The following is a 25,887-nucleotide window of genomic DNA, read 5'->3' as shown; positions in this document are numbered from 1 at the left end:
AAATTGGTGCCAATTAAGGCTCGTATGGCACGTAACGCCAACTTTTTGCAGTGGCGGATTCTGCTAGAATCAGCAATTATTTTTACAAATTGATCAGCGCTAAATACTGCTTCACAACAAGGAATGCAAATGAAGAAATTGCTCCCCATCCTTATCGGCCTGAGCCTGTCGGGGTTCAGCACACTAAGCCAGGCAGAGAACCTGATGCAAGTTTATCAGCAAGCACGCCTGAGCAACCCGGAATTGCGTAAATCCGCTGCCGATCGCGATGCTGCATTCGAAAAAATTAACGAAGCGCGTAGTCCTTTACTGCCGCAACTGGGTTTAGGTGCCGACTACACCTACAGCAACGGTTATCGCGATGCGAACGGTATCAACTCCAATGAAACCAGCGCTTCCCTGCAATTAACGCAGACGCTATTTGATATGTCGAAATGGCGTGGGCTCACCCTGCAAGAAAAAGCAGCAGGCATTCAGGATGTCACCTATCAGACCGATCAGCAGACGCTGATCCTCAATACCGCGAACGCGTATTTTAAGGTATTGAACGCTATTGATGTGCTTTCCTATACCCAGGCGCAAAAAGAGGCTATCTACCGTCAGTTAGATCAAACGACGCAACGTTTTAACGTGGGTCTGGTCGCCATTACCGACGTGCAAAACGCCCGTGCGCAATATGATACCGTACTGGCGAATGAAGTGACCGCCCGCAACAACCTAGATAACGCGGTAGAAGAGCTGCGCCAAGTGACCGGCAATTATTACCCGGAGCTGGCGTCGCTTAACGTCGAGCATTTTAAAACCGACAAACCTAAAGCTGTTAATGCGCTGCTGAAGGAAGCGGAAAACCGTAACCTGTCGCTGTTGCAGGCGCGTTTAAGTCAGGATCTGGCGCGCGAGCAAATCCGTCAGGCGCAGGATGGTCACCTGCCGACGCTGAATTTAACGGCCTCAACCGGCATTTCTGATACCTCTTATAGCGGTTCTAAAACCAACTCCGCCCAGTACGACGATAGCAACATGGGGCAGAATAAAATCGGCCTGAACTTCTCCCTGCCGCTGTATCAAGGCGGGATGGTTAACTCGCAGGTAAAACAGGCGCAGTATAACTTCGTCGGCGCAAGCGAACAGCTGGAAAGCGCGCACCGTAGCGTGGTGCAGACCGTACGTTCTTCCTTTAACAATATTAACGCCTCCATCAGCAGCATCAACGCGTATAAACAGGCGGTCGTTTCCGCACAAAGTTCTTTGGATGCAATGGAAGCTGGTTACTCGGTCGGTACACGTACCATTGTTGACGTACTGGATGCCACCACCACTCTGTATGATGCCAAGCAGCAACTGGCCAACGCGCGTTATACCTATTTGATTAATCAGTTAAATATCAAATATGCGCTCGGTACGCTGAACGAGCAGGATCTGCTCGCGCTTAACAGTACGTTGGGTAAACCTATCCCGACGTCGCCGGAAAGCGTAGCGCCGGAAACGCCAGAGCAGGATGCTGCCGCAGACGGTTATAATGCTCATAGCGCCGCGCCGGCAGTACAGCCGACCGCCGCTCGCGCCAACAGCAATAACGGCAATCCATTCCGGCATTGATAAGTTATTCGCTGGCGCTGCGTTTATCAGACCTATGCCCTTGTAGGTCTGGTAAGCGCGGCGCTACCTGTCATAAAGCCGCGCCTGAACGTAAGACAACGTAAAGATCCTGCTATTCCGCCGCATTCTCGCCTTTTCTCGCTTCAATTTCGACCAGTCATCCTCTATTCTGAACGCATGTTGTATTTACCACTGGGTCCTGGAAGACAAATATGAAACGGACAAAATCCATCCATCACGCATCATTTCGCAAAAGCTGGAGCGCGCGGCATTTAACGCCGGTCGCCCTGGCGGTTACGGCTGTTTTTATGCTGGCTGGCTGTGAAAAAAGCGATGAAACCGTATCGCTGTATCAAAACGCTGATGACTGTTCAGCGGCGAATCCGGGCAAAAGCGCGGAGTGTACAACCGCGTATAACAATGCGCTGAAAGAGGCCGAACGTACTGCGCCTAAGTACGCTACACGCGAAGATTGCGTCGCTGAGTTTGGCGAAGGCCAGTGCCAGCAAGCGCCCGCACAGGCTGGCATGGCGCCGGAAAATCAGGCGCAGGCCCAACAATCCAGCGGCAGTTTCTGGATGCCGCTTATGGCAGGTTACATGATGGGGCGTCTGATGGGCGGCGGCGCAGGCTTTGCGCAACAGCCGCTGTTTAGCTCGAAAAACCCGGCCAGCCCTGCATACGGCAAATATACCGATGCGGCAGGTAAAAACTACGGCGCGGCGCAACCGGGCCGGACAATGACCGTACCAAAAACCGCGATGGCGCCGAAACCTGCCACCACAACAACCGTTACCCGCGGCGGTTTTGGCGAATCCGTCGCCAAACAGAGCACCATGCAGCGTAGCGCTGCCGGTACTTCAACACGTTCGATGGGCGGCTGATACGCATGGAAAGAGTCAGTATTACCGAGCGCCCGGACTGGCGCGATAAAGCGACTGAATACGGGTTTAATTTTCACACTATGTATGGTGAACCGTACTGGTGTGAAGACGCTTATTACAAGTTAACGCTCGCCCAGGTGGAAAAACTGGAAGACGTTACCGCCGAGCTGCACCAGATGTGCCTCAAGGTAGTAGAACGCGTCATCGCCAGCGATGAGCTGATGACGAAGTTTCGTATTCCAAAACATACCTGGGGTTTTGTTCGCCAGTCCTGGCAAACGCAACAACCGTCGCTCTATTCCCGCCTCGATCTGGCCTGGGACGGCATCGGCGAACCTAAGCTGCTCGAAAATAATGCCGACACGCCAACATCGCTGTATGAAGCGGCGTTTTTTCAGTGGATTTGGCTGGAAGATCAGATCAACGCGGGCAATCTGCCGGAAGGCAGCGATCAGTTTAATAGCCTGCAGGAAAAGCTGATTGAACGCTTTGCTGAACTTCGCGAGCAGTACGGTTTTCAGTTGCTGCATCTCACCTGCTGTCGCGATACGGTTGAGGATCGCGGCACTATTCAGTATTTACAGGACTGCGCGGCCGAAGCGGAAATCGCCACCGAATTTCTCTATATCGACGATATTGGTCTGGGGGAAAAAGGCCAATTTACGGATCTGCAGGATCAGGTCATTGCGAACCTGTTCAAGCTCTATCCGTGGGAATTTATGCTGCGCGAGATGTTTTCCACCAAGCTGGAAGATGCCGGCGTGCGCTGGCTGGAACCGGCCTGGAAAAGCATTATCTCCAATAAAGCGTTATTGCCGCTGTTGTGGGAGATGTTCCCGGACCATCCGAATCTGTTGCCTGCGTATTTCGCCGAAGACGAACATCCGCCAATGGATAAATATGTCGTGAAACCGATCTTCTCCCGCGAAGGGGCGAACGTATCGATTATTGAAAACGGTAAAACGATCGAATCCGTGGAAGGCCCGTATGGCGAAGAGGGTATGATCGTGCAACAGTTCTATCCGCTGCCAAAATTCGGCGACAGTTACACCCTGATTGGTAGCTGGCTGATTAACGATCAGCCCGCCGGAATTGGTATCCGTGAAGATCGGGCGCTGATCACCCAGGATCTCTCCCGCTTCTATCCGCATATTTTTGTCGAAGGATAGATTCTCCTGTAAGCCCGATGGGCGTAGCGCCATCGGGCAATCATTCCGCGCCTTATCCGGCTACCCCACCTGCACCGACAACATACTTATACTGCCCATCTCAATACCGTCGACCGGGATGGTGATAGGTTCCTTGCCGTCCCAGGCGCCAAGTACATACAGCAAAGGCAAAAAGTGCTCCGGCGTCGGGTTCGATAAGGCCCCCCCTTCATGTTGCAGATAATTCACCAGCGGGTGCTGTTCTACCGGCCCCTGCCACGTCAGGTTGGCTTTCACAAAGTCATTAAATGACGCCGCCCAGGGATACGGTATATTGTCACCGTGCCAACGCACAGTCCGCAGGTTATGAACCACATTCCCGCTAGCCACCAGCATCACGCCTTCGTCACGCAGCGTCGCCAGTTTACGACCCATCTCAAAATGCCATGCCGCCGGTTTGGTACTATCAACACTAAGCTGCACCATCGGGATATCCGCATTCGGGTACATCTTGATCAATACGCCCCAGGAGCCGTGATCAAATCCCCACGCCTCTTTATCGAGCGCGACGGGAACGGGAGCCAACAGTTCAACCAGACGCTGCGCCAGCGCAGGCGATCCAGGAGCCGGATAATGCATGTCATACAGCGCCTGCGGAAAACCGCCAAAATCATGGAGAGTTTGCGGCCTTTCCATCGCTGTGACGCCAGTCCCACGGGTATACCAGTGCGCCGACACCACCACTATCGCCTGTGGTCGCGGTAGGGCTTCCCCCAATCGCCGCCAGGCGCGGGTATAATCGTTATCGTCCAGCACGTTCATCGGGCTGCCATGCCCCAAAAACAATGCTGGCATACACGTTAAAGACATGATGTTATCCTTACAAGAAAGACATTTTGTTAACATCACCATACGCTTTCTTCACAGAGGAAGAACTCAGATAACTATGATGAAGATCATCAGTTATTTTGAAGGTCAGGTTCGGACGGCAAATTGATAAGGAGTAATGGATGTCAGTACCACTTATTCTGACCTTACTGGCGGGCGCCGCCACCTTTATTGGCGCGTTTCTTGGCGTTCTCGGCCAAAAACCGTCTAACCGCGTGCTGGCTTTTTCGCTGGGCTTCGCCGCAGGGATCATGCTGCTTATCTCGCTGATGGAGATGCTGCCCGCCGCGCTTGATACCGAGGGGATGTCGCCTGTACTGGGCTACGGAATGTTTATTATCGGCCTGTTGGGCTACTTCGGGCTGGACCGCCTGCTTCCTCACGCTCATCCGCAGGATCTGGTGCAAAAAAGGCAGCAGCCGCTTCCCGGCTCGATAAAACGCACTGCGATTTTATTGACGCTCGGCATTAGCCTGCACAACTTTCCGGAAGGGATCGCCACCTTTGTCACTGCCAGCAGCAATCTTGAACTGGGTTTCGGCATCGCACTGGCGGTGGCGTTGCACAATATTCCTGAAGGTCTGGCGGTTGCCGGCCCGGTTTATGCCGCGACGGGCTCAAAACGTACCGCGATTTTTTGGGCCGGTATCTCCGGCATGGCGGAAATTCTTGGCGGCGTACTGGCGTGGCTGATTTTGGGCAGCCTGGTTTCACCGATCGTTATGGCGGCTATCATGGCGGCAGTCGCCGGCATTATGGTGGCGCTCTCCGTCGATGAACTGATGCCGCTGGCAAAAGAGATCGATCCTAACAATAACCCCAGCTATGGCGTGCTTTGCGGTATGTCCATCATGGGGCTCAGTCTCGTCATTTTGCAGACGATAGGTATCGGTTAAGAGAAACGTCGCGCCGGATGCAGGCCTTTAGCCAGGCAACATCCGGCTGCCCGTCAAGGATATGCGCTATTTCTGCTCATTCATCACGCTGTCGCCTTCGCTCGTCTGGCGAAAACGTTTCGTTCGCGCTTCAAGTAATGCATCTCTGTCTTGCCGAAACGCTCTGCAATAACGCTTCATATGGCAAATATACCCTACTACCACCAGAACGATTAATATTATCCAATACCAGGCAATAAACATCCTTTTTACCCTTAAAATTTAACATCACTAAACATTTAACGTTAAAATTTTACATACCCTTATTTTGACGTATTCATATACTGGCATATTTGTGGAACAAATAAATGATTTTGATCATATAAATCAGTGGTGAAACACAATAATGAAAGAGGTATTAAGCAGAAAACAATGTCGATAAGATCACACTTCGTACTAATTTATATTGTTCTTAAAATATCACACTCCTACTATCGACTCACTCAGGCAATTAAAAAATATTGATACAGAATATACTTTAAAATAAGTAACAGCATCATGACTTATATTTAAAGACCAATCATTTACCTCATTTATTATTCATAAAAACATAGTATATTCAGAAGTATTATATTTAGAAGTTGTATATAAGGAGATATATCCATGTTTGACCAATACCGGAAAACAATACTTGCCGGTGCCGTCGCACTGACATGCGGACTCACCGCAGCCAGTACGTTTGCCGCAGGTTTTCAACCGGCACAGCCCGCAGGAAAATTAGGCGCAGTCGTTGTCGATCCTTACGGAAATGCCCCTCTCACCGCGCTGGTGGAATTAGATAGCCATATTATTTCAGACGTTAAAGTTACTGTACATGGCAAAGGGGAAAAAGGCGTTCCTGTTACTTATACTGTTGGGAAAGAGTCTTTAGAAACCTATGACGGTATTCCTATTTTTGGCCTTTATCAGAAATTTGCCAACAACGTCACGGTAGAATATAAAGAAAACGGCAAAGCCATGAAGGATGACTATGTGGTGCAGACGTCCGCCATCGTCAACCATTATATGGATAACCGTTCTATTTCAGATCTCCAGCAAACGAAAGTTATTAAAGTTGCGCCAGGATTTGAAGATCGCCTTTATCTGGTAAATACCCATACCTTTACGCCGCAGGGCGCTGAATTTCACTGGCACGGCGAAAAAGATAAAAATGCGGGCATTCTTGATGCCGGCCCGGCGGGCGGGGCTTTGCCTTTCGATATCGCCCCTTATACGTTTGTGGTCGACACCCAGGGTGAATATCGCTGGTGGCTGGATCAAGATACCTTCTACGACGGCCACGATATGAATATCAACAAACGCGGCTACCTGATGGGTATTCGTGAAACGCCTCGCGGCACCTTTACCGCGGTGCAGGGCCAACACTGGTACGAGTTTGACATGATGGGGCAAATTCTTGCCGATCATAAACTGCCGCGCGGGTTCCTGGATGCGTCTCATGAATCCATCGAAACCGTGAACGGCACCGTACTGCTGCGCGTCGGCAAACGCGATTACCGCAAAGAAGACGGCATACATGTTCATACTATTCGTGACCAAATCATTGAGGTCGATAAGTCTGGCCGCGTAGTAGACGTTTGGGATTTAACCAAAATCCTCGACCCTATGCGTGATGCGCTGCTCGGCGCGCTGGATGCGGGCGCAGTATGCGTGAACGTCGATCTGGCCCATGCCGGACAGCAGGCGAAACTTGAACCGGATACGCCGTATGGTGATGCGCTTGGCGTTGGTGCCGGTCGTAACTGGGCGCACGTCAACTCTATCGCTTATGACGCGAAAGACGACTCCATCATCCTTTCTTCCCGCCATCAGGGTATTGTAAAAATTGGTCGCGATAAGCAGGTGAAATGGATACTGGCACCGTCTAAAGGCTGGAATAAGCAGCTAGCCAGTAAATTGCTGAAACCGGTAGACGATCATGGTAAGCCGTTGACCTGTGACGAAAACGGCAAGTGTAAGGACACCGATTTCGATTTCACCTATACCCAACATACGGCATGGCTTTCCAGCAAAGGCACGTTAACGGTCTTTGATAACGGCGATGGTCGCGGCCTGGAGCAACCGGCTCTACCGACCATGAAATATTCCCGTTTTGTCGAATATAAGATCGATGAGAAGAAAGGCACCGTACAACAAGTTTGGGAATACGGTAAAGAACGTGGATATGATTTCTATAGTCCTATTACCTCGGTTGTTGAATATCAAAAAGACCGCGACACCATGTTCGGCTTTGGCGGTTCTATTAACCTGTTCGACGTTGGTAAACCCACAGTCGGCAAACTGAATGAGATTGACTATAAAACGAAAGAAGTGAAAGTTGAAATTGATGTGCTGTCGGATAAACCCAACCAGACTCACTATCGTGCATTACTGGTTCATCCAACGCAAATGTTTAAATAAATAACGGGAAGGAATTAATATGTCATCTAAATGGATTACCTCTTTATTTAAAAGCGTAGTATTAACCGCGGCATTGGTCACTCCTTTTGCGGCATCGGCTTTTACCGAGGGCACAGATTATATGGTTCTGGAGAAACCGATTCCTAATGCGGATAAAACGCTGATTAAGGTATTTAGCTACGCCTGCCCTTTCTGCTACAAATATGACAAAGCCGTAACAGGTCCGGTTTCTGACAAAGTCGCCGATCTCGTTACGTTCACTCCGTTCCACCTGGAAACAAAAGGCGAATATGGCAAACAGGCCAGCGAAGTATTTGCAGTCCTGATCGCCAAAGATAAAGCTGCCGGGATTTCGTTATTTGATGCTAAATCACAATTCAAAAAAGCGAAGTTCGCCTGGTATGCGGCTTACCATGATAAGAAAGAGCGCTGGTCAGATGGGAAAGATCCGGCGGCATTTATTAAAACCGGGCTGGACGCCGCAGGCATGAGCCAGGCTGATTTTGAAGCAGCGCTGAAAGATCCTGCCGTTCAGGAGACTCTGGAAAAATGGAAAGCCGCCTATGACGTTGCCAAAATTCAGGGTGTTCCGGCTTACGTCGTCAACGGCAAGTACCTTATCTATACCAAAAACATCAAATCCATCGATTCTATGGCTGAACTCGTTCGGGAACTGGCCACTAAAAAATAAGCAGGGAAACGATTATGGATTTTATTAAGGGATTATGGCGAGACCTACGCGCAAGACCAGTGGATACGCTGGTGAGATGGCAGGAACAGCGCTTTCTGTGGCTGTTAATGGCCATCGCGATGGGAGGATTAATTATCCTGGCGCACTCGTTCTTCCAAATCTACCTCTACATGGCACCGTGCGAGCAGTGTGTTTACATCCGTTACGCGATGTTTGTGATGGTAATTGGCGGGGTGATTGCGGCAATAAATCCCAAAAATATCGTGCTGAAGCTGATTGGCTGCATCGCGGCGTTTTATGGCAGCATTATGGGCATTAAGTTTTCTATTAAGCTTAATGGTATCCATCATGCGGTACATAATGCGGACCCCGATTCACTTTTTGGCGTGCAAGGATGTTCGACTGACCCGACCTTTCCTTTCAACTTACCGTTGGCGGAATGGGCACCGGAGTGGTTTAAACCTACCGGAGACTGCGGTTATGACGCGCCTATCGTCCCTGATGGCGTAACGCTCAGTAGCGTACAGCAGTGGTTTGTCGATCTCTACCAGCAGTCCGAAGGCTGGTATCTGCTTCCGCCCTGGCACTTTATGAACATGGCGCAGGCATGTATGTTGGCCTTTGGGTTGTGCCTGATTCTGCTGCTGGTGATGAGCGGCGCCTGGGCATTGAAACTGGCCAGAGGAAAATAACCTGAATAGATAAACCAAAGCAGAGGTCTGCATTCAGGCCTCTGCTTTTCTCACAATAATTTTACCATTCAGCTTATTCGTCGTTCTTTGAAACTGAACGATATGGCACCGAAGGAATACAAAAAAGCCGATGACATCTCATCGGCTTTTTTCAACCATGATCCGTTCGATCAGCTGGCTTTGCGCTCATGCGCCTGGCGGTAAGCCACCAGATCTTCAATCGTGACCACCGCCATATTATGCTGGCCTGCAAACGCGATACACTCCGGCGCGCGCGCCATCGTCCCATCGTCGTTAGTCAACTCGCACAGTACACCTGCAGGTTTAAAACCGGCCAGCGTCATCAGATCGATGGTCGCCTCCGTATGACCGCCGCGCGTCAGCACGCCGCCCGCCTGAGCGCGCAGTGGGAAAACGTGCCCCGGACGGTTAAGATCGGACGGTTTTGCGCCATCCTTAATTGCCGCGCGCACCGTAGTGACACGGTCAGCGGCGGAAACGCCGGTGGTCACGCCTTCTGCGGCTTCAATGGTCACGGTAAAACCGGTACCGTAGGCGCTGGTGTTGTTTTCCACCATCATTGGCAAGTCGAGCTGCTTACGACGATCTTCAGTAATACACAGGCAAACAATACCGCTACCGTGACGAATGGTTAACGCCATCTGTTCTACGGTCATCGTCTCTGCGGGGAAAATCATATCGCCTTCGTTTTCACGATCTTCATCATCAAGCACCATCACACCGCGTCCTTCACGCAGCGCATCCAGTGCAAGTTCAACACGTTCAAAAGGCGTACCAAAAGAGGAAAGTAGCGTCTGATTCATGGTAAAAAAACCTCATTAACATTATGGTTACCAGAATCAGGGCAGTCTTAGGAGTGCCGACAAGCGGCAAAAAAATAACGTGAGCGGGTCCATGCCCGACTGGATCGTTACCCTCTCCCATCCGGACTTTAACCGTCGGCCCCGGAATTACACCGGATCTGCTGACCTTTTCGCTATGGCAAAAAGCGCTCGCGGGCTTTCAACCTGCTCTCCGCATTCCGTCACGGCGCGCCGTGATGAGAAATGCGTTAAACATCGCTGATTTACCGCCGGTGGGGAATTTCGCCCCGCCCTGAGAATAAGCGGGTTAACTATAACGCTATTGATTACCTTCATCAACGCCTTTACTCCGTATGACGTCACACAATTCTGGTTTATGGCGTCCACATATCGCACTACAATAAGAGCTAACACTTACCAGTTCAGGGAAACCACAATGATTGACCCGAAAAAAATTGAGCAAATCGCACGCCAGGTTCATGAGTCAATGCCGAAAGGTATTCGCGAGTTCGGGGAAGATATCGAGAAAAAAATCCGTCAAACGCTGCAATCTCAGCTGACGCGTCTCGATCTGGTGAGCCGCGAAGAGTTTGATGTCCAGACTCAGGTCTTGCTGCGCACCCGGGAAAAACTGGCGCTGCTGGAGCAACGCCTCAGCGAACTGGAAGCTCGCGACAAGCCTGAAGAAGTAAAACCTGCGCCCGCCATCCCGCCAGTCGATCCACAACAAGAGTAAAAACGTGAACGGGCCTGACGGCCCGCTCATATAAGATCTGAATAATGCCCTGCACCTGTAAAGGGAGCCTGCATTAGTGTTCTAATTCTAACCTTTTCGCCTGAGTCGCCTGCTGGCAGTAAAGCGCGTAACGCTTGCAAAACCAGTCGCGATGCTCCTCGTCCATATTGCCGGTTACCGCCTGGATATCAACAGGACGCCCCTCCGCCTGCATTCTGGCAAAACTGCGCGCCAGAAAATCGAAATTATTTAATGAATAGACGTTATTGTTGTTCATCAGCATACCCTCCAGTTATTGAATTCTGTTAAGGCTATATGCTTTTTCTGATTTCAGTATTTCCCTATATGTACGGCGGTTTTATACATAACGTGCGCAAATTTAATGCGCAAAATCACAATATTCACCAAAGATAACGACGGATAAATCGCTTTTCGGACTTAAGGAGATATGGGTCACATGATATTGTAACGCAATGAAATAACAAGCATGAAAATTATCACGCGAACATCCTTCTGAAGGCGGCGACAAGGATAGAAAATATGACCTTATTTGCGGAGTATAACAGCCCCTATCTGTTTGCCATCGCGTTCGTTTTCTTTATCGGCGTGCTGGAGATGATTTCGCTGATTTTTGGCCACTTTCTTTCAGGCGCGCTCGACGCCCATCTCGATCATTATGACGCCCTGTCATCCGGCCCTGCGGGCCAGGCGCTTCATTATCTGAATATTGGACGCGTTCCCGCCCTGGTCGTCCTCTGTCTATTGGCCGGTTATTTCGGCCTCTTCGGTATCCTCATCCAGCATGGCGGGATCATGCTCTGGCAAGCGCCGCTCAGCAATCTGCTGCTGGTCCCGTTGAGCATTGTCCTGTCGGTCTTTGCCGTGCATTACAGCGGAAAAATCCTCGCGCCCTGGCTACCCAGAGATGAAAGCTCCGCCCTCCGGGAAGAGGAATTTATCGGCGGCATGGCGATTATTACCGGCCACGCCGCCGTCGCCGGTACACCTTGCGAAGGAAAATTTACCGATAAGTTCGGCCAGATTCACTATTTACTGCTGGAACCCGAAAAGGGAAAAGAATTTAAAAAAGGAGACAAGGTGCTGATTGTCTGCCGACTTTCCGCAACGCGTTATTTGGCTGAGCGTACCTTCTATGTTTAATTGAGAGGAACTTACATAATGGATGATGTTTTTGGCATATTGCCATCATGGATGTTTACCGCCATCGTTGCGGTTATCGTCTTACTAATTATCGGGATCATTTTTGCTCGCCTCTATCGCCGCGCATCTGCGGAACAGGCATTTGTCCGTACCGGGCTTGGCGGGCAAAAAGTGGTGATGAGCGGCGGCGCTATTGTGATGCCAATCTTTCACGAAATTATTCCGATCAATATGAATACCCTAAAACTTGAAGTCAGCCGTGCTACCGTCGACAGCCTGATCACCAAAGATCGTATGCGCGTTGACGTGGTCGTCGCTTTCTTCGTACGTGTAAAACCCTCTGTTGAAGGTATTGCCACCGCCGCACAAACGCTTGGCCAGCGAACGCTGTCGCCGGAAGATCTGCGTATGCTGGTTGAGGATAAATTCGTTGACGCCTTACGCGCTACCGCGGCCCAGATGACGATGCATGAGCTACAGGATACGCGTGAAAACTTCGTTCAGGGCGTACAAAACACCGTTGCGGAAGATTTGTCGAAAAACGGCCTGGAACTGGAAAGCGTCTCATTAACCAACTTTAACCAAACGTCCAAAGAGCATTTCAACCCAAACAACGCCTTTGATGCCGAAGGTCTGACGAAACTGACGCAGGAAACCGAACGCCGCCGTCGTGAACGTAATGAAGTGGAACAGGATGTGGAAGTGGCGGTGCGCGAAAAGAACCGCGACGCGCTTGAACGCAAGCTGGAAATCGAGCAGCAAGAAGCCTTTATGACTCTGGAGCAGGAGCAACAGGTTAAAACCCGCACCGCCGAACAAAACGCCAAAATTGCCGCTTTTGAGGCCGAGCGCCATCGTGAAGCAGAACAGACGCGCATTCTTGCTGAGCGGCAGATCCAGGAGACGGAGATCGAACGTGAGCAAGCAGTACGGTCCAGGAAAGTTGAGGCCGAGCGTGAAGTACGTATTAAAGAGATAGAACAGCAACAGGTGACAGAAATCGCCAACCAGACGAAATCTATCGCCATTGCCGCCAAATCCGAGCAGCAATCGCAAGCGGAAGCGCGCGCCAACGACGCGCTGGCCGATGCGGTTCGCGCCCAGCAAAACGTAGAAACCACCCGCCAGACCGCCGAAGCGGATCGCGCCAAGCAGGTCGCTCTGATCGCCGCGGCGCAGGATGCGGAAACCAAAGCGGTCGAACTGACCGTTCGGGCAAAAGCAGAGAAAGAAGCGGCAGAATTGCAAGCCGCCGCCATCATCGAACTGGCGGAAGCAACGCGTAAAAAAGGTCTGGCGGAAGCCGAAGCGCAACGGGCGCTGAATGACGCTATCAACGTACTATCTGACGAACAAACCAGCCTCAAATTTAAACTAGCGCTCTTACAATCGTTGCCTGCTGTTATTGAGAAGTCTGTTGAACCGATGAAATCCATCGACGGCATTAAGATTATTCAGGTCGATGGCCTCAATCGCGGCGCGACGGCGGGCGACGTCGCCGCTGGCGGCGCTAACGGGGGAAACCTGGCGGAACAAGCGTTATCTGCCGCGCTCACCTATCGTACCCAGGCACCGCTGATCGATTCGCTGTTAAACGAGATTGGCATCGCTGGCGGCTCGCTAAAGGCGCTGACCACGCCGTTGGTTTCATCGGCAACGGATGAGATTAATCGCGAAGCAACGATAAAAGAGCAATAACCCCCCGCCATATCTCCTGTCCCTGGTCATAAGACCGGGGATTTTTTTATCTTTTTTCCACCTTGTCTGTACAAAGCGTTATGACCAGCAGGCCATTTTGCGTGGGCGATCCAGTAACGCAAAATCGGCGGGAGAAAGCCCTTGCGCCAGACAGGCCACTCACCAACAATCGCGATGTCAGCAAGGGGCTGAAACGGGAAAGCCCCTCCCGAGGAAGGGGCTTTAATAAGGAAAGGGTTATGATGCACCAGGTCATCATACTGATTGTTCTGTTACTGATAAGTTTCGCAGCTTACTAACAGACAATCAGAGGGGGGAGAGATCCCCTCTCACCCTTATTCCTTTACTTTAGGTCGAAAAAAAAGCAGCGTCAACCGCGAGATACGCGTCGAAACAAAATGTCCGACGCGCCTTCAAAATCAGCGCCCGCCGCGTCTGTAACGCCTGATGACGCGGTTTTACTTCTCGCTCTCGGTCTGGATCTTTTTGATGATATTGGTCGTGGAACAACCATCTTCGAAGTTCAGCACCATGACTTCACCGCCGTTGGCCCAGACCTCTTCGCTGCCCGCGATCTCTTCCGGCTTATAGTCGCCGCCTTTTACCAGCAGATCCGGCAGAATACCGGCAATCAGTCGTTGCGGCGTATCCTCTTCAAAAGAGACAACCCAGTCGACCGACTCCAGCGCGCCTAGCACGATCATACGCTGTTCGAGCGGATTAACCGGACGGCTTTCGCCCTTCAGGCGTTTAGTCGAGGCGTCACTATTGACCGCAACAATCAGGCGGTCGCCCAGTTTGCGCGCGTTCGCCAGATAAGAGACATGGCCCGCGTGCAGAATATCGAAAACGCCGTTGGTCATGACCACTTTCTCGCCACGCTTACGCGCGCTGGCGACGGCCTGTCTCAACTCCTCTTCGGTCATAACGCCGAAGCCGGTATCCGCGCGTCCGCGCACTGCGTTTTCCAGCTCAATAGGGGAAACCGTTGACGTCCCGAGTTTACCTACCACTACGCCCGCCGCCGCATTGGCGAAATAACACGCCTCTTCCAGGGTATTTCCCGCCGCCAGCGTCGCCGCCAGCACGCCGATCACCGTATCGCCCGCACCGGTAACATCATAAACTTCCTGCGCCTGCGTCGGCATATGTAGCGGCGCTTTATTCGGTTGCAGCAGCGTCATTCCCTGTTCGGAACGCGTGACCAACAGCGCGGAAAGGTCGTAATCAGCAATGAGTTTCATGCCGCGTTCAACCAGTTCGTCTTCGCTTTTACATTTCCCCGCGACCGCCTCAAATTCAGAAAGGTTTGGCGTCAGCAGCGTGGCGCCGCGGTAACGTTCAAAATCCGTTCCTTTCGGATCGATGAGCACCGGCACGCCCGCCTGGCGCGCCAGGGAAATCATAGTCTGCACGCTGGTCAGAGCGCCTTTGGCATAATCGGACAATACCAGCGCGCCGATCGATCCCAGCGCCTGGTTGATACGCTCATGCAACGGCTGCGGGTCCACGCCCTCAAAGCCTTCTTCAAAATCAAGACGAATGAGCTGCTGATTACGTGATAGTACGCGCAGTTTGGTAATCGTCGGATGCGTCGGCACAGAAACGAAGTCGCACTTCACATTGACCTCCGCCAGCGTTTTGCTCAGCGCGCGCGCGGCGTCATCAATACCCGTCAGGCCGACCAGACGGGCGTTCGCTCCCAGAGACGCAATGTTCATCGCCACGTTCGCCGCGCCGCCCGGGCGTTCCTCAACGGTATTTACCTTAACCACGGGCACCGGCGCTTCCGGTGAAATACGGCAAGTGGGGCCATACCAATAGCGATCCAGCATTACATCACCCACAACCATGACGCCTGCACGTTCAAACGCTGGCAGATTTACTTTCATTCCTGTCTCCTGAGAGATTCAAAATTTGCGCGCGATAATAGCATAATTCAAACGGCTACCAGCCACTTCCGCCAGCTTGCCTGCACCAGCGCGCGCTCTTTGCTAAAACACGTCTGCGCCACATGACCGGGAAGCTCCTGCAACGCCAGGTGGTGCAGTTCATCACGCAGTGTGGTGTAGGCTACCGTCAGCGCCTGCGCCTCGTGTTCATCCATAATGCCGTTTTGCGCCAGAAGCTCCAGGATGCGCACGTTATCAGACCAGCGCGTTAATTTAGGTTTTTCATGAGCGTAGCGCAGTACCAGATATTGCGCGATAAACTCAATATCCGTAATACCGCCTTCATCAGCTTTAATATCAAAACGATCACGATGCTTATTGCCGAGATGCGCCCGCATTTTCTCGCGCATTTCACGCACTTCAGTCTGCAATGTCTTGCCGTCGCGCGCCGTCGTCATGATAGTGCGGCGCACCGCATCAAACTGTGAGGTAAGCTGCGGGTCGCCATATACCACGCGAGCGCGTACCAACGCCTGATGTTCCCAGGTCCAGGCTTCATGCTGCTGATAATCGGCAAACGCGTCCGCTGAAGTCACCAGCATTCCCGCCGCGCCAGAGGGGCGTAGACGCGCATCCACCTCATACAAAATGCCGGAGGAGGTGCGCGTACTGAACAGATGCATAATGCGCTGCGCCAGGCGCAGATAAAACTGCCGCCCGTCGATTTCGCGTTCACCGTTGGTCATGACGTCCATCGGGCAGTCATGCAGGAAGATGAGATCCAGATCGGAACTGTAGCCCAGCTCCCATCCGCCCAACTTGCCATAACCGACGACCGCAAACCCCCGCCCCTGGCGTTCGTCCAGATGCGCTGGCTGACCATAACGCGCAACCATTTGCGTCCACGCCTGCTGCACCACAGCATCAATCATCGCCTCCGCCAGCCATGTGAGGTGATCGCTCACTTTCATCACCGGCAGCGTACCGGCAATATCCGCCGCCGCAATCCGCAAAAGCTGTGCCTGTTTAAACTGGCGTAATGCCTCCAGTTGTTGTTCTTCGTCTTCTTCCGGCACGCGCAGTAAATATTGACGTAATTCGTCGCGGTAAGCGTCGGTAGCCGTCGGCTGATAAAGCGTGCCGGGGTCGAGCAGTTCATCAAGCAACAACGGATAACGCGCCAATTGGCTCGCTATCATTGGCGAAGCGGCGCAGAGCATAATCAGGTGTTTCAGCGCGCCGGGAAATTCGCTCAGCAGCTCCAGATAGGTGGTGCGAGTGACAATCCCCGCCAGCAACGGCGTTATCCGCGATAGCGTAACAGCGGCGTCTTCGCGGGAACAAACGTCAGCAAGCAGGTGCGGCATCAGTTGGTCCAGCACCTGCCGCCCGCGCGGGCCGATAGGGCGTTTATCCAGTTCCTTACGGAAGTCAGCGATGAGGGTCAGAACCTGTCGCCGATCCTCATCGGCTAAATGCGCCAGCACTGGCGTCGAATCATCCTCCTGTAGCGCATCCTGCCATACTTCACGCCACGGCTCTGAACGTTCTTCCTCCTGCGGGGTATCGGCTTCATCATCGCCAATTAATTCGTTGAATACGCGGCGTACATTAGCCATATGATCCGTCAGTTCGCCAACAAGCTGCGGCCAGTTCTCCGCCTTCATTCCCCAGGCCAGCCGCGCCCGATTCAGATCGTCGGCAGGCAACGTTTGCGTCTGTTCGTCATTGATGCTTTGCAGCAGATTCTCCAGACGACGTAGAAAAAGATAGGCCACGCGCAGTTGCGCCACGTCATTCTCAGGCAGCAAATGCAGCGCAGCGATAGTATCCAGCGTTGGCAGTAACGAACGCGACTGTAGCGACGGCTCGCGTCCGCCGCGGATGAGCTGGAATACCTGCACGATAAACTCAATTTCACGAATACCGCCCGCGCCAAGTTTAATGTTGTCTTTCAAACCGCGGCGTCGCACTTCGCGGGCGATCATCCCTTTCATATTACGTAGCGACTGGATGACGCTGAAATCGATATAGCGGCGGAAAACGAAAGGCCGCAGCATGGCGCGTAATTCACGAGACCAGGCGTCGTCGTTATCGCCCATTAGCCGCGCTTTCACCATGGCGTAGCGTTCCCAGTCGCGTCCTTGCTCCTGATAGTAATCCTCCAGCGCGGCAAAACTCAGTACCAGCGGGCCGCTGTCGCCAAACGGTCGCAGGCGCATGTCCACCCGATAGACAAAACCATCCATTGTGGGCTGATCCAGCGCTTTGATCAGCCGCTGCCCGAGACGCGTAAAAAACTGGGCGTTATCGAGTTCACGACGCCCGCCCCGGGTCTCGCCATGTTCCGGCCAGGCGAAAATCAGATCGATATCAGACGAAAAATTCAGTTCGCCGCCGCCCAGCTTGCCCATGCCTAAAATCAACAGCGGCTGCGGAACGCCCTGCGGGTTACAGGGGGTTCCCCATTCGCGGCAACAGGCGGCATACAGCCAGTCGCGCGCCCCCACAATGAGCGTCTCCGCCAGATGGCTCAACTGTTGTAAAATAGTCTCATCGTCCACCAGCGACAGCGTCTGCGCCCAGGCGATGCGTACCATGATGCGACGACGAAAAAACCTCAGTTCACGCATCAGCGAGGCGTCGTCACAGACACCTGCCAACGCCTCCTGTAACCAGCCAGCATAATGTCGCCATTCATCAGCCTGCGGCGATGCGGATTCCAGTTCGGCAAGCCACTCCGGATGCGCTATCACGCTATCCAGCGCAAAATCGCTAAATGTAAGTACTGACTTCGCCTGCGCGCTAAGCGATGTCTCAGTAAATCCTTCTGGTAGGCGCTCAACAACGGTCTGCCAGTACTGCGATAAGGGTGAAGAGAGCGGCGTCATTTAGGGGATATCCTTTAAATAATGCCGGATGGCGGCGTTTCGCCTGATCCGGCCTACAAGTCCGCATACCGTAAGCCTGATAAGCGCAGCGTCATCAGGCGCTTTCTACGGTTCTGATTATCGTTTTCCGCTGTGCAACCAGAACGGCTGCTGGTTAATGGCCTCATTACGGAAATGTTCAATTTCAATACGTTGTCCGGTAAGAATGGCGTGACGCAATCCCTGCCAGTTTTCCAGCCATGCCTGCGCGACCATCGCATCATAATACCCGGCCAGCAGTAAAACGCTGTCGATATCGCGAGTCAAACGCGGCAACTGGTCGCGATACTTATCACCCAGCGGTTGTCCAAAAACTTTTTTTAATTCAGCAGCATGACGAGAAAGATGAATGTCGGCGAAACGCTTAAAAGAATCGGCCATTTTGGCCTGCGCCTTCGCGTCCAGAAATGGCTGCCAGGCTTTCGTCACCAGCCATTCCGTCAATGCCAGTTTCGCCATCGCCGTTTGCGTACTATAAACGGCTGTGACGGCGGACACCGCGGATGTCATCGTCGCTTCCGCCTGGGTAAGTAGATCACGTAAGTGAGCGCTCGCTTTACGTGGAACAATGCCACCAAAAAGCATTAAGGCATGGCGCACTAATCCCATAGCATCCAGCACGTGTTCTTTCGCCGACTCGTCGCCGCGCAGCCAGAGCTCTTCATGGTACTGCCACTGTGACAACGCCAGATCCAGCGAGGCCTCCAGCCCTTGCTCTACCGTGGCTTTCGCGGCAGTCCGCAGAATTGCCGTTGGTGTATTCTCTCGCGGCGCATTCCCCTGCGCCAGGTGATAACCTCGCGCCGCCTTACTCAGACTGCCCTGACGCAAACCGGTTTGCGACAGCAGTTGCTTCGCCAGTTTTAACACGGCGCGCGTATCGCCGCGAAGCAACTCAAGCTCCAGCTCACAAATCGGTTCGGCAAACTCGCCCGCTTTTACGTCGCCAAGATCGAGCGCAATTTCAATCCTGCTGCCGTCAACGTCCAGACACCATTTTTCCCGGTAAAAATCGGTACTGAACAGCGGCTGTACGTTTGATGCCAGGCCAGCGGGCAGGTTGCCATCAGGCCAGACCTCCGCCGGAAGTTGCGTCAGATCCAGCACGGGTTCGCTTAGCGCGACATTGTATTCGGGTCGCTGGTGCAGCCCGCCCGTTACCCGGCCGGCAATTTTCATGGTCATTTCATAGCACCCATTTTCACCACGAATACGCAGCCCCATATCATGGCGGCGTAGCCAGTTATCAGGCGTTTCGAAGTAGATATTCAGCAACTGGCTGGGCGCATGATGCTCGCCGCCGAGCGTATGAAGATGATTTCGCAGCGCATCTACGGCGTCGTGATTGACGATAAACTTTAATTCGATTTCCTGAGCCATGGCCTTGTACTTATGGGTTATGTCACATCTGGGAAGATTCTTGGCGAACTTACCCGCATTATTTTTGTCAGTAGATAGTATTTTGCGCCAAATTGCCATGCAACGAGCAATTTGACGGGCGTAAAAGTTTGACGTAGCGGCAAAGGCGACACAGATGATTCCGATTGATGTCGACTACTTTGCGTAGCGACACTGATGCCGTTACTATCGTTCCACTTTCTCTGACAATAACGACAGCCTGATGCCAAAATTACGCCTGATTGGACTAACTTTACTTGCGCTTAGCGCCACCGCCGTCTCTCATGCTGAAGAGACGCGTTACGTTTCTGATGAACTGAATACCTGGGTCCGCAGCGGTCCGGGAGATAATTATCGCCTTGTGGGTACCGTCAACGCCGGCGAGGAAGTCACGCTCTTACAGAGCGATGCCAACTATGGTCAAATTAAAGACAGTTCTGGTCGTACTGCCTGGATACCGTTAAAAGAACTGAATACCACGCCAAGCCTGCGTACCCGCGTGCCGGATCTGGAAAATCAGGTCAAAACGTTGACCGATAAACTCAACAATATTGATACCACGTGGAATCAGCGCACCGCCGATATGCAGCAGAAAGTGGCGCAAAGCGACAGCGTCATCAACGGGCTAAAAGAAGAGAACCAGAAGCTGAAAAACGAGCTGATTGTCGCGCAGAAAAAAGTTAGCGCCGCGAATCTGCAACTGGATGACAAACAGCGCACCATTATTATGCAGTGGTTTATGTATGGCGGCGGCGTATTGGGTATTGGCTTGCTGTTAGGGCTGGTGCTGCCGCATATGATCCCAAGCCGTAAACGCAAAGACCGCTGGATGAACTAAATCGCCTTCTCTGCGGCACTGTCTTATCATTAGAGGATGATCGTTTTTAAAAGGAAAGTGGCGTGAAGATTTATCTGGTCGGTGGTGCGGTTCGGGATGCGTTGTTAGGGCTACCGGTTAAAGATAAAGATTGGGTCGTTGTCGGCGCCACGCCGCAGGAGATGCTTGATGCGGGCTACCAGCAGGTAGGCCGTGATTTTCCTGTGTTTCTCCACCCGCAAACTCACGAAGAATACGCGCTGGCGCGTACTGAGCGTAAATCCGGTTCCGGCTACACGGGCTTCACCTGTTATGCCGCGCCGGACGTTACCCTGGAAGCCGATCTCCAGCGTCGCGATCTGACCATTAATGCTCTGGCGCGCGACGATGACGGCCAGATTATCGACCCTTACCACGGGCGCCGGGATCTGGAGGCGCGTCTACTGCGACATGTCTCTCCCGCGTTTGGCGAAGATCCCTTGCGCGTATTGCGCGTGGCGCGTTTTGCCGCCCGTTACGCTCATCTTAGTTTCCGTATCGCCGATGAAACACTGGCGCTAATGCGCGAAATGACCGCGGCAGGCGAGCTGGAACATCTGACGCCGGAACGGGTATGGAAAGAGACGGAAAATGCGCTTACCACCCGCAATCCGCAGGTTTACTTCCAGGTATTGCGCGACTGCGGCGCCCTGCGCGTCCTGTTTCCGGAAATCGACGCCCTGTTTGGCGTACCCGCGCCGGCAAAGTGGCATCCGGAAATTGATACCGGAGTTCATACGTTGATGACGCTGTCGATGGCCGCCATGCTCAGTCCGCAGCTTGATGTTCGTTTCGCCACGCTTTGTCATGATGTGGGCAAAGGCTTAACGCCGAAAAACCTCTGGCCGCGCCATCATGGCCACGGCCCGGCGGGCGTGAAACTGGTCGAACAGCTATGCCAGCGTTTGCGCGTCCCCAATGACCTGCGTGATTTAGCTAAACTGGTCGCCGAGTACCATGATCTGATCCACACCTTTCCGATACTCCAGCCGAAAACGATCGTTAAGCTGTTTGACGCCATTGATGCATGGCGTAAACCGCAGCGCGTCGAGCAGATTGCGCTGACCAGCGAAGCCGATGTCCGTGGACGTACCGGATTTGAAGCGTCGGATTACCCGCAGGGGCGCTGGCTGCGCGAAGCCTGGCAGGTGGCGCAGGCGGTACCGACGAAAGAGGTGGTGGAGGCCGGATTTAAGGGCATTGAGATTCGCGAGGAGCTGACGAAGCGACGAATTGCAGCGGTCGCCAACTGGAAAGAGAAGCGCTGCCCGAACCCCGCCAGCTAAACGCCATCCGGCACGATAAATTGCCTGATGGCGCTGCGCTTATCAGACCGACAAAACAGTTAGGCCGGACAAGGCGGTACGCCGCCATCCGGCACGGTCAATCATCAGAAGAAGACGACGTAAACGGCAGCCGCCACCACAAAGCGGTAAATCGCAAACGGAATAAACGAGATACGCTTAATCAGTTGCAGGAAGGTCTTGATGGCGATCAGCGCCACCACAAACGCCGTCACAAAGCCCACTGCGAACATCGGAATATCCGCTGCGGTCAGGAATGACCAACTTTTGTAGAGATCCAGAACCGTTGCGCCCATCATCATCGGCACAGCCAGTAAGAACGAGAACTCAGAGGCGGCGTAACGGCTGACGCCCATCAGCATCCCACCGGAAATGGTCGCTCCGGAACGCGAGAAGCCCGGCCACAGCGCCAGACACTGGAAACAGCCAATCATAAACGCCTGACGATACGTCATATCATCCAGCCCCGGCGCGCGCGGTTCTTTCGGCTTCAGGCACTCGGCGGCAATCAGCAACAGACCGCCTACCACCAGCGCGTACATCACGTTAATTGGGTTAAATAGCGACTTGATCGTGTCATGAAAGACTAACCCCAGCACCACCGCCGGAATCATGCCCAGCAGGATGTGAATCAACGTTAATCGACCTTTACTTTCACCTTCACGCTGTAGCGGGCGGCCAAAGTGAATACCGATGAGGCCAAACAACCGCCGCCAGAACATCACCACGACCGCCAGAATAGATCCAAGTTGAATCACCACTTCGAATGTCTTGGCCGTATCGCCTTCAAACCCCAGCAGATGACCCACAATAATCATATGGCCCGTGCTGGATACCGGCAAAAACTCCGTCAATCCTTCGACCACACCCAAAATTGCCGCTATCAGCAGCGAGTGCATATCGCTCATCAATAAACCCCTAAAATGAAAAACACTGCAAAAATGGATCTCGCGTTAAGACCCCATATATAACCGTTTGGTTTAAAAAATATAAAATTATTTATTTTTATTTCAGATTATTGCCACGCTCAATAATTACCCCTACGTTCGCCGCGCGCGCGACGGCGCCAGGCTTGCTCAGTTTGATGCGAACCCACGGAGAATTGAATCGGCTAAGCAGTAGATCCGCCACCTCTTCCGCCACACGCTCGACCAGAGCAAAACGCCCGCCTTCAACATGATTTATCACCGTGTCGGCGATATCCGCGTAACTTAGACAATCTGCGACATCATCGCTTTTCGCCGACTTGCGGTTATCCCATGCCATTTCGATATCGAACACCAGTTTTTGCTCGATAGTCTGTTCCCAGTCGTAAACACCGATAGTGGTGATTACCGAAAGTTGCTCTATAAATACAATATCCATCACGACCTGCCTGCTTTTTGGCTAACCCGGATACCACTTCCGGCGAAATGTGCGTATTATCCACAGAAATAGTAAATAAAACGACACTTTCAATACGGAACAGCTTATGAGTGCAATCGCGCCTGGAATGATCCTCTTCGCGTACCTCTGCGGCTCAATTTCCAGTGCCATTCTGGTTTGCCGCATCGCCGGGCTGCCCGATCCGCGAGAAAGCGGCTCCGGCAACCCGGGCGCGACGAACGTATTACGAATCGGTGGCAAGGGAGCGGCTGTCGCGGTACTTATTTTTGACATCCTTAAAGGCATGTTGCCCGTCTGGGGCGCGTATGCGTTAGGCGTTACCCCTTTCTGGCTTGGGCTTATCGCTATCGCCGCCTGTCTGGGGCATATCTGGCCGGTCTTTTTTGGCTTTAAAGGCGGGAAAGGCGTAGCAACCGCGTTTGGCGCCATTGCGCCCATCGGCTGGGATTTAACCGGCGTCATGGCTGGCACCTGGCTGCTGACGGTCCTGTTAAGCGGTTATTCATCGTTAGGGGCGATTGTCAGCGCCTTGATTGCGCCGTTTTACGTCTGGTGGTTTAAACCGCAGTTCACCTTCCCGGTGTCGATGCTGTCATGTCTCATTTTGCTGCGCCATCATGACAACATCCAGCGTCTGTGGCGTCGCCAGGAGACGAAAATCTGGACGAAGCTAAAAAAGAAACGCCAGAAAGATTGAGCTGGAGCTGCGTCTGGAAGAGGGCCTCAACCGTCTGGGGCTCGGCCCACAAGGATTGACCGGCAATAGCTCGGTGATAGGCGTACATATCGAATCCGCCGCGCGTCACCCTTCCACCATTGGCGTGGTTAGGCGCGATTTTCGGCCTGATCTTCCTGGTGCTGCTGATCGTCACCGGGCTGTTGTGGATGCCCATCGTTTTGCTGTAAATCCGTTGGGGCGGCATGATGTCGCCCCCTTTTTCCGCTTTTACGCCGCTGGCAGCTCGGCCAGCGGCCAGCGCGGACGTACCGTTACGCCAAGATCCGCCGTAACGCCCGCCTTAAACCGCACCATTCCGGCATAGGCGATCATCGCCCCGTTGTCAGTACAAAACTCCGGGCGCGCATAGAACACTTCGCCGCGGCGTTTTTGCATCATTTCGGCAAGCTTCGCGCGCAGCGTGCGGTTAGCGCTGACGCCGCCCGCCATGACCAGACGCTTAAAACCGGTGCTTTCCAGCGCGCGCTTGCACTTGATCATCAGCGTATCCACGACCGCATCTTCAAAAGCGCGCGCGATATCAGCGCGAGTTTGTTCGTCGCCGCCATTACTACGAATGGTGTTAGCGGCAAAGGTTTTCAGACCGGAAAAACTAAAATCCAGCCCCGGGCGATCGGTCATCGGGCGCGGAAAGACAAAACGTCCCGCCGTCCCCTGCGACGCCATTTTCGACAGCATCGGGCCGCCAGGATAATCCAGCCCCAACAATTTGGCGGTTTTATCAAACGCTTCACCGGCGGCATCGTCAATCGACTCTCCCAGCAGTTCGTACTGACCGATTCCGGTCACGCTAATGAGCTGCGTATGTCCGCCGGAGACCAGTAGCGCCACAAACGGGAACTCCGGAGGGTTATCTTCCAGCATCGGCGCCAGCAGATGACCTTCCATATGGTGTACAGGAATGGCCGGCACATTCCAGGCAAATGCCAGCGAACGCCCGACGGTTGCGCCGACCAGCAGCGCGCCGACCAGGCCCGGGCCTGCGGTATAGGCCACCGCGTCGATATCGCTCGCCGTCAGACCGGCTTCTTTTAATGCCGCCTGAATCAGCGGCACGGTTTTACGCACATGATCGCGGGAAGCCAGTTCAGGCACTACGCCGCCGTAGTCAGCATGTAATTTCACCTGACTATACAATTGGTTGGCTAACAGACCTTTTTTGTCGTCGTAAATAGCGATGCCGGTTTCATCGCAGGATGTTTCAATACCCAGTACACGCATGACTTGTTTTACCTCGCTCTAATACCGCGCAGTGTAGGTCGAATGCGGGTGGATGTATACCCTCAGTCCCGACTTCGTGTATACTCCCTCACCTTATAAAAGTCCCTTTCAAAAAAGGCCGCGGTGCTTTACAAAGCAGCAGCAATTGCAGTAAAATTCCGCACCATTTTGAAATAAGCTGGCGTTGATGCCAGCGGCAAACCGAATTAATCAAAGGTGAGAGGCACATGCCGGTAATTAAAGTACGTGAAAACGAGCCGTTCGACGTAGCTCTGCGTCGCTTCAAGCGTTCCTGCGAAAAAGCAGGTGTTCTGGCGGAAGTTCGTCGTCGTGAGTTCTATGAAAAACCGACGACCGAACGTAAGCGCGCTAAAGCTTCTGCAGTGAAACGTCACGCGAAGAAACTGGCTCGCGAAAACGCACGCCGTACTCGTCTGTACTAATCTTTTGAGAGCGGGCTGCTCTCAATTCAGATCGAGTTGTAGTTGTAAGGCCGTGCTTCCGA

25 protein-coding genes, 1 pseudogene and 1 riboswitch are annotated in these 25,887 nt (G+C 52.9%); of the genes and pseudogenes, 16 read left to right on the top strand and 10 right to left on the bottom strand.

Annotated elements, in window-relative coordinates; genetic code table 11:
• Nucleotides 1–123 precede the first annotated feature (123 nt).
• The 3 genes from tolC (at nt 124) to J4613_RS12800 (ending at nt 3,652) form a co-directional block, all read left to right on the top strand.
• The gene (tolC, locus tag J4613_RS12810) at nt 124–1,599 is read left to right on the top strand and encodes an outer membrane channel protein TolC (RefSeq protein WP_001663008.1); all 1,476 of its coding nucleotides are present in this window, start codon (nt 124–126) and stop codon (nt 1,597–1,599) included.
• Between the two features lie 212 nt (nt 1,600–1,811).
• Nucleotides 1,812–2,483, top strand: coding sequence for a DUF1190 family protein (locus J4613_RS12805; RefSeq protein WP_000831528.1), 672 nt, complete (start codon nt 1,812–1,814; stop codon nt 2,481–2,483).
• Between the two features lie 5 nt (nt 2,484–2,488).
• Complete coding sequence (locus tag J4613_RS12800; RefSeq protein ID WP_000442833.1) at nt 2,489–3,652, top strand: glutathionylspermidine synthase family protein; 1,164 nt, start codon at nt 2,489–2,491, stop codon at nt 3,650–3,652.
• A 60-nt stretch (nt 3,653–3,712) separates the two neighbouring features.
• Here J4613_RS12800 and ygiD read toward each other — a convergent pair whose 3' ends face one another.
• On the bottom strand, nt 3,713–4,501 hold the full coding sequence (gene ygiD / locus J4613_RS12795; RefSeq protein WP_000059619.1) for a 4,5-DOPA dioxygenase extradiol: 789 nt from the start codon (nt 4,499–4,501) through the stop codon (nt 3,713–3,715).
• A gap of 140 nt (nt 4,502–4,641) precedes the next feature.
• On the opposite strand from ygiD, the gene zupT reads away from it, so the two are divergent.
• Complete coding sequence (zupT, locus tag J4613_RS12790) at nt 4,642–5,415, top strand: zinc transporter ZupT (RefSeq protein WP_000115874.1); 774 nt, start codon at nt 4,642–4,644, stop codon at nt 5,413–5,415.
• 66 nt (nt 5,416–5,481) lie between these two features.
• On the opposite strand, the gene J4613_RS22820 is transcribed toward zupT, so the two are convergent.
• Nucleotides 5,482–5,658: a hypothetical protein gene (locus tag J4613_RS22820; RefSeq protein WP_000469259.1), complete on the bottom strand. Its 177-nt coding sequence runs from the start codon at nt 5,656–5,658 to the stop codon at nt 5,482–5,484.
• Nucleotides 5,659–6,057: 399 nt separating this feature from the next.
• Between J4613_RS22820 and J4613_RS12785 the strand changes: the two genes are divergently transcribed.
• The 3 genes from J4613_RS12785 to dsbI are packed head-to-tail and all read left to right on the top strand — an operon-like array spanning nt 6,058 to nt 9,237.
• A complete protein-coding gene (locus tag J4613_RS12785) occupies nt 6,058–7,854 on the top strand; it encodes an aryl-sulfate sulfotransferase (protein ID WP_000460259.1) in 1,797 nt (598 codons plus the stop codon).
• Between the two features lie 19 nt (nt 7,855–7,873).
• Nucleotides 7,874–8,545 carry a thiol:disulfide interchange protein DsbA/DsbL gene (locus tag J4613_RS12780; RefSeq protein ID WP_000096230.1) on the top strand — a complete coding sequence of 224 codons (672 nt, stop codon included), beginning with the start codon at nt 7,874–7,876 and terminating at the stop codon, nt 8,543–8,545.
• A 14-nt stretch (nt 8,546–8,559) separates the two neighbouring features.
• A complete protein-coding gene (dsbI, locus tag J4613_RS12775; RefSeq protein WP_000345576.1) occupies nt 8,560–9,237 on the top strand; it encodes a protein-disulfide oxidoreductase DsbI in 678 nt (225 codons plus the stop codon).
• Between the two features lie 170 nt (nt 9,238–9,407).
• Here dsbI and ribB read toward each other — a convergent pair whose 3' ends face one another.
• Nucleotides 9,408–10,061 carry a 3,4-dihydroxy-2-butanone-4-phosphate synthase gene (gene ribB / locus J4613_RS12770; protein WP_001076978.1) on the bottom strand — a complete coding sequence of 218 codons (654 nt, stop codon included), beginning with the start codon at nt 10,059–10,061 and terminating at the stop codon, nt 9,408–9,410.
• 105 nt (nt 10,062–10,166) lie between these two features.
• Nucleotides 10,167–10,365, bottom strand: a riboswitch (FMN riboswitch).
• Nucleotides 10,366–10,497: 132 nt separating this feature from the next.
• Between ribB and ubiK the strand changes: the two genes are divergently transcribed.
• A complete protein-coding gene (ubiK, locus tag J4613_RS12765; RefSeq protein ID WP_000566825.1) occupies nt 10,498–10,797 on the top strand; it encodes a ubiquinone biosynthesis accessory factor UbiK in 300 nt (99 codons plus the stop codon).
• A gap of 73 nt (nt 10,798–10,870) precedes the next feature.
• Here ubiK and glgS read toward each other — a convergent pair whose 3' ends face one another.
• On the bottom strand, nt 10,871–11,080 hold the full coding sequence (gene glgS / locus J4613_RS12760; RefSeq protein WP_000928927.1) for a cell surface composition regulator GlgS: 210 nt from the start codon (nt 11,078–11,080) through the stop codon (nt 10,871–10,873).
• A gap of 257 nt (nt 11,081–11,337) precedes the next feature.
• Here glgS and J4613_RS12755 point away from each other — a divergent pair, with 257 nt between their 5' ends.
• From J4613_RS12755 to J4613_RS12745, 3 genes are all read left to right on the top strand, one after another.
• On the top strand, nt 11,338–11,958 hold the full coding sequence (locus tag J4613_RS12755) for an OB-fold-containig protein (RefSeq protein ID WP_000171739.1): 621 nt from the start codon (nt 11,338–11,340) through the stop codon (nt 11,956–11,958).
• 18 nt (nt 11,959–11,976) lie between these two features.
• Nucleotides 11,977–13,656: a flotillin family protein gene (locus J4613_RS12750; RefSeq protein WP_000342878.1), complete on the top strand. Its 1,680-nt coding sequence runs from the start codon at nt 11,977–11,979 to the stop codon at nt 13,654–13,656.
• A gap of 239 nt (nt 13,657–13,895) precedes the next feature.
• Nucleotides 13,896–13,955, top strand: coding sequence for a type I toxin-antitoxin system Ibs family toxin (locus J4613_RS12745; RefSeq protein WP_001804776.1), 60 nt, complete (start codon nt 13,896–13,898; stop codon nt 13,953–13,955).
• A 159-nt stretch (nt 13,956–14,114) separates the two neighbouring features.
• Here the strand turns inward: J4613_RS12745 and hldE are convergent, their stop codons facing one another.
• The 3 genes from hldE to J4613_RS12730 form a co-directional block, all read right to left on the bottom strand.
• Nucleotides 14,115–15,548, bottom strand: a complete 1,434-nt coding sequence (gene hldE / locus J4613_RS12740) for a bifunctional D-glycero-beta-D-manno-heptose-7-phosphate kinase/D-glycero-beta-D-manno-heptose 1-phosphate adenylyltransferase HldE (protein WP_000867682.1) — start codon at nt 15,546–15,548, stop codon at nt 14,115–14,117.
• 47 nt (nt 15,549–15,595) lie between these two features.
• Entirely contained in the window at nt 15,596–18,439 is a 2,844-nt protein-coding gene (glnE, locus tag J4613_RS12735; RefSeq protein ID WP_058107372.1) for a bifunctional [glutamate--ammonia ligase]-adenylyl-L-tyrosine phosphorylase/[glutamate--ammonia-ligase] adenylyltransferase, read from the bottom strand.
• Nucleotides 18,440–18,556: 117 nt separating this feature from the next.
• A complete protein-coding gene (locus J4613_RS12730) occupies nt 18,557–19,858 on the bottom strand; it encodes an inorganic triphosphatase (protein WP_000046204.1) in 1,302 nt (433 codons plus the stop codon).
• A gap of 241 nt (nt 19,859–20,099) precedes the next feature.
• Here J4613_RS12730 and J4613_RS12725 point away from each other — a divergent pair, with 241 nt between their 5' ends.
• A complete protein-coding gene (locus J4613_RS12725; protein ID WP_001125344.1) occupies nt 20,100–20,714 on the top strand; it encodes a TIGR04211 family SH3 domain-containing protein in 615 nt (204 codons plus the stop codon).
• Between the two features lie 62 nt (nt 20,715–20,776).
• On the top strand, nt 20,777–22,018 hold the full coding sequence (locus J4613_RS12720) for a multifunctional CCA addition/repair protein (RefSeq protein ID WP_000708450.1): 1,242 nt from the start codon (nt 20,777–20,779) through the stop codon (nt 22,016–22,018).
• Nucleotides 22,019–22,122: 104 nt separating this feature from the next.
• Here J4613_RS12720 and bacA read toward each other — a convergent pair whose 3' ends face one another.
• Together bacA and folB are read right to left on the bottom strand one after the other, a co-directional pair.
• Nucleotides 22,123–22,944 (bottom strand): undecaprenyl-diphosphate phosphatase, encoded by an 822-nt coding sequence (bacA, locus tag J4613_RS12715; RefSeq protein ID WP_001281933.1) that lies wholly within the window; start codon nt 22,942–22,944, stop codon nt 22,123–22,125.
• Nucleotides 22,945–23,041: 97 nt separating this feature from the next.
• A complete protein-coding gene (gene folB, locus J4613_RS12710; protein ID WP_000355776.1) occupies nt 23,042–23,401 on the bottom strand; it encodes a bifunctional dihydroneopterin aldolase/7,8-dihydroneopterin epimerase in 360 nt (119 codons plus the stop codon).
• A gap of 106 nt (nt 23,402–23,507) precedes the next feature.
• Between folB and plsY the strand changes: the two genes are divergently transcribed.
• Both plsY and J4613_RS12700 read left to right on the top strand, forming a co-directional pair.
• Nucleotides 23,508–24,119: a glycerol-3-phosphate 1-O-acyltransferase PlsY gene (plsY, locus tag J4613_RS12705; protein WP_001272784.1), complete on the top strand. Its 612-nt coding sequence runs from the start codon at nt 23,508–23,510 to the stop codon at nt 24,117–24,119.
• Nucleotides 24,118–24,246, top strand: a pseudogene (locus J4613_RS12700) (fumarate hydratase); the annotation flags it as partial. The gene plsY and the pseudogene J4613_RS12700, both read left to right, overlap by 2 nt.
• 122 nt (nt 24,247–24,368) lie before the next feature.
• On the opposite strand, the gene tsaD reads toward J4613_RS12700, so the two are convergent.
• Nucleotides 24,369–25,382 carry a tRNA (adenosine(37)-N6)-threonylcarbamoyltransferase complex transferase subunit TsaD gene (gene tsaD / locus J4613_RS12690; protein ID WP_001264394.1) on the bottom strand — a complete coding sequence of 338 codons (1,014 nt, stop codon included), beginning with the start codon at nt 25,380–25,382 and terminating at the stop codon, nt 24,369–24,371.
• A 227-nt stretch (nt 25,383–25,609) separates the two neighbouring features.
• On the opposite strand from tsaD, the gene rpsU reads away from it, so the two are divergent.
• A complete protein-coding gene (rpsU, locus tag J4613_RS12685) occupies nt 25,610–25,825 on the top strand; it encodes a 30S ribosomal protein S21 (RefSeq protein ID WP_001144069.1) in 216 nt (71 codons plus the stop codon).
• Nucleotides 25,826–25,887 lie beyond the last annotated feature (62 nt).

Source organism: Salmonella sp. 32020114201800008SM, from assembly GCF_017572025.1.
GTDB classification, from domain to species: domain Bacteria; phylum Pseudomonadota; class Gammaproteobacteria; order Enterobacterales; family Enterobacteriaceae; genus Salmonella; species Salmonella enterica.
Note: the sequence above shows the minus strand (reverse complement) of the source record. Positions and strands in the feature narration are given on the sequence as shown.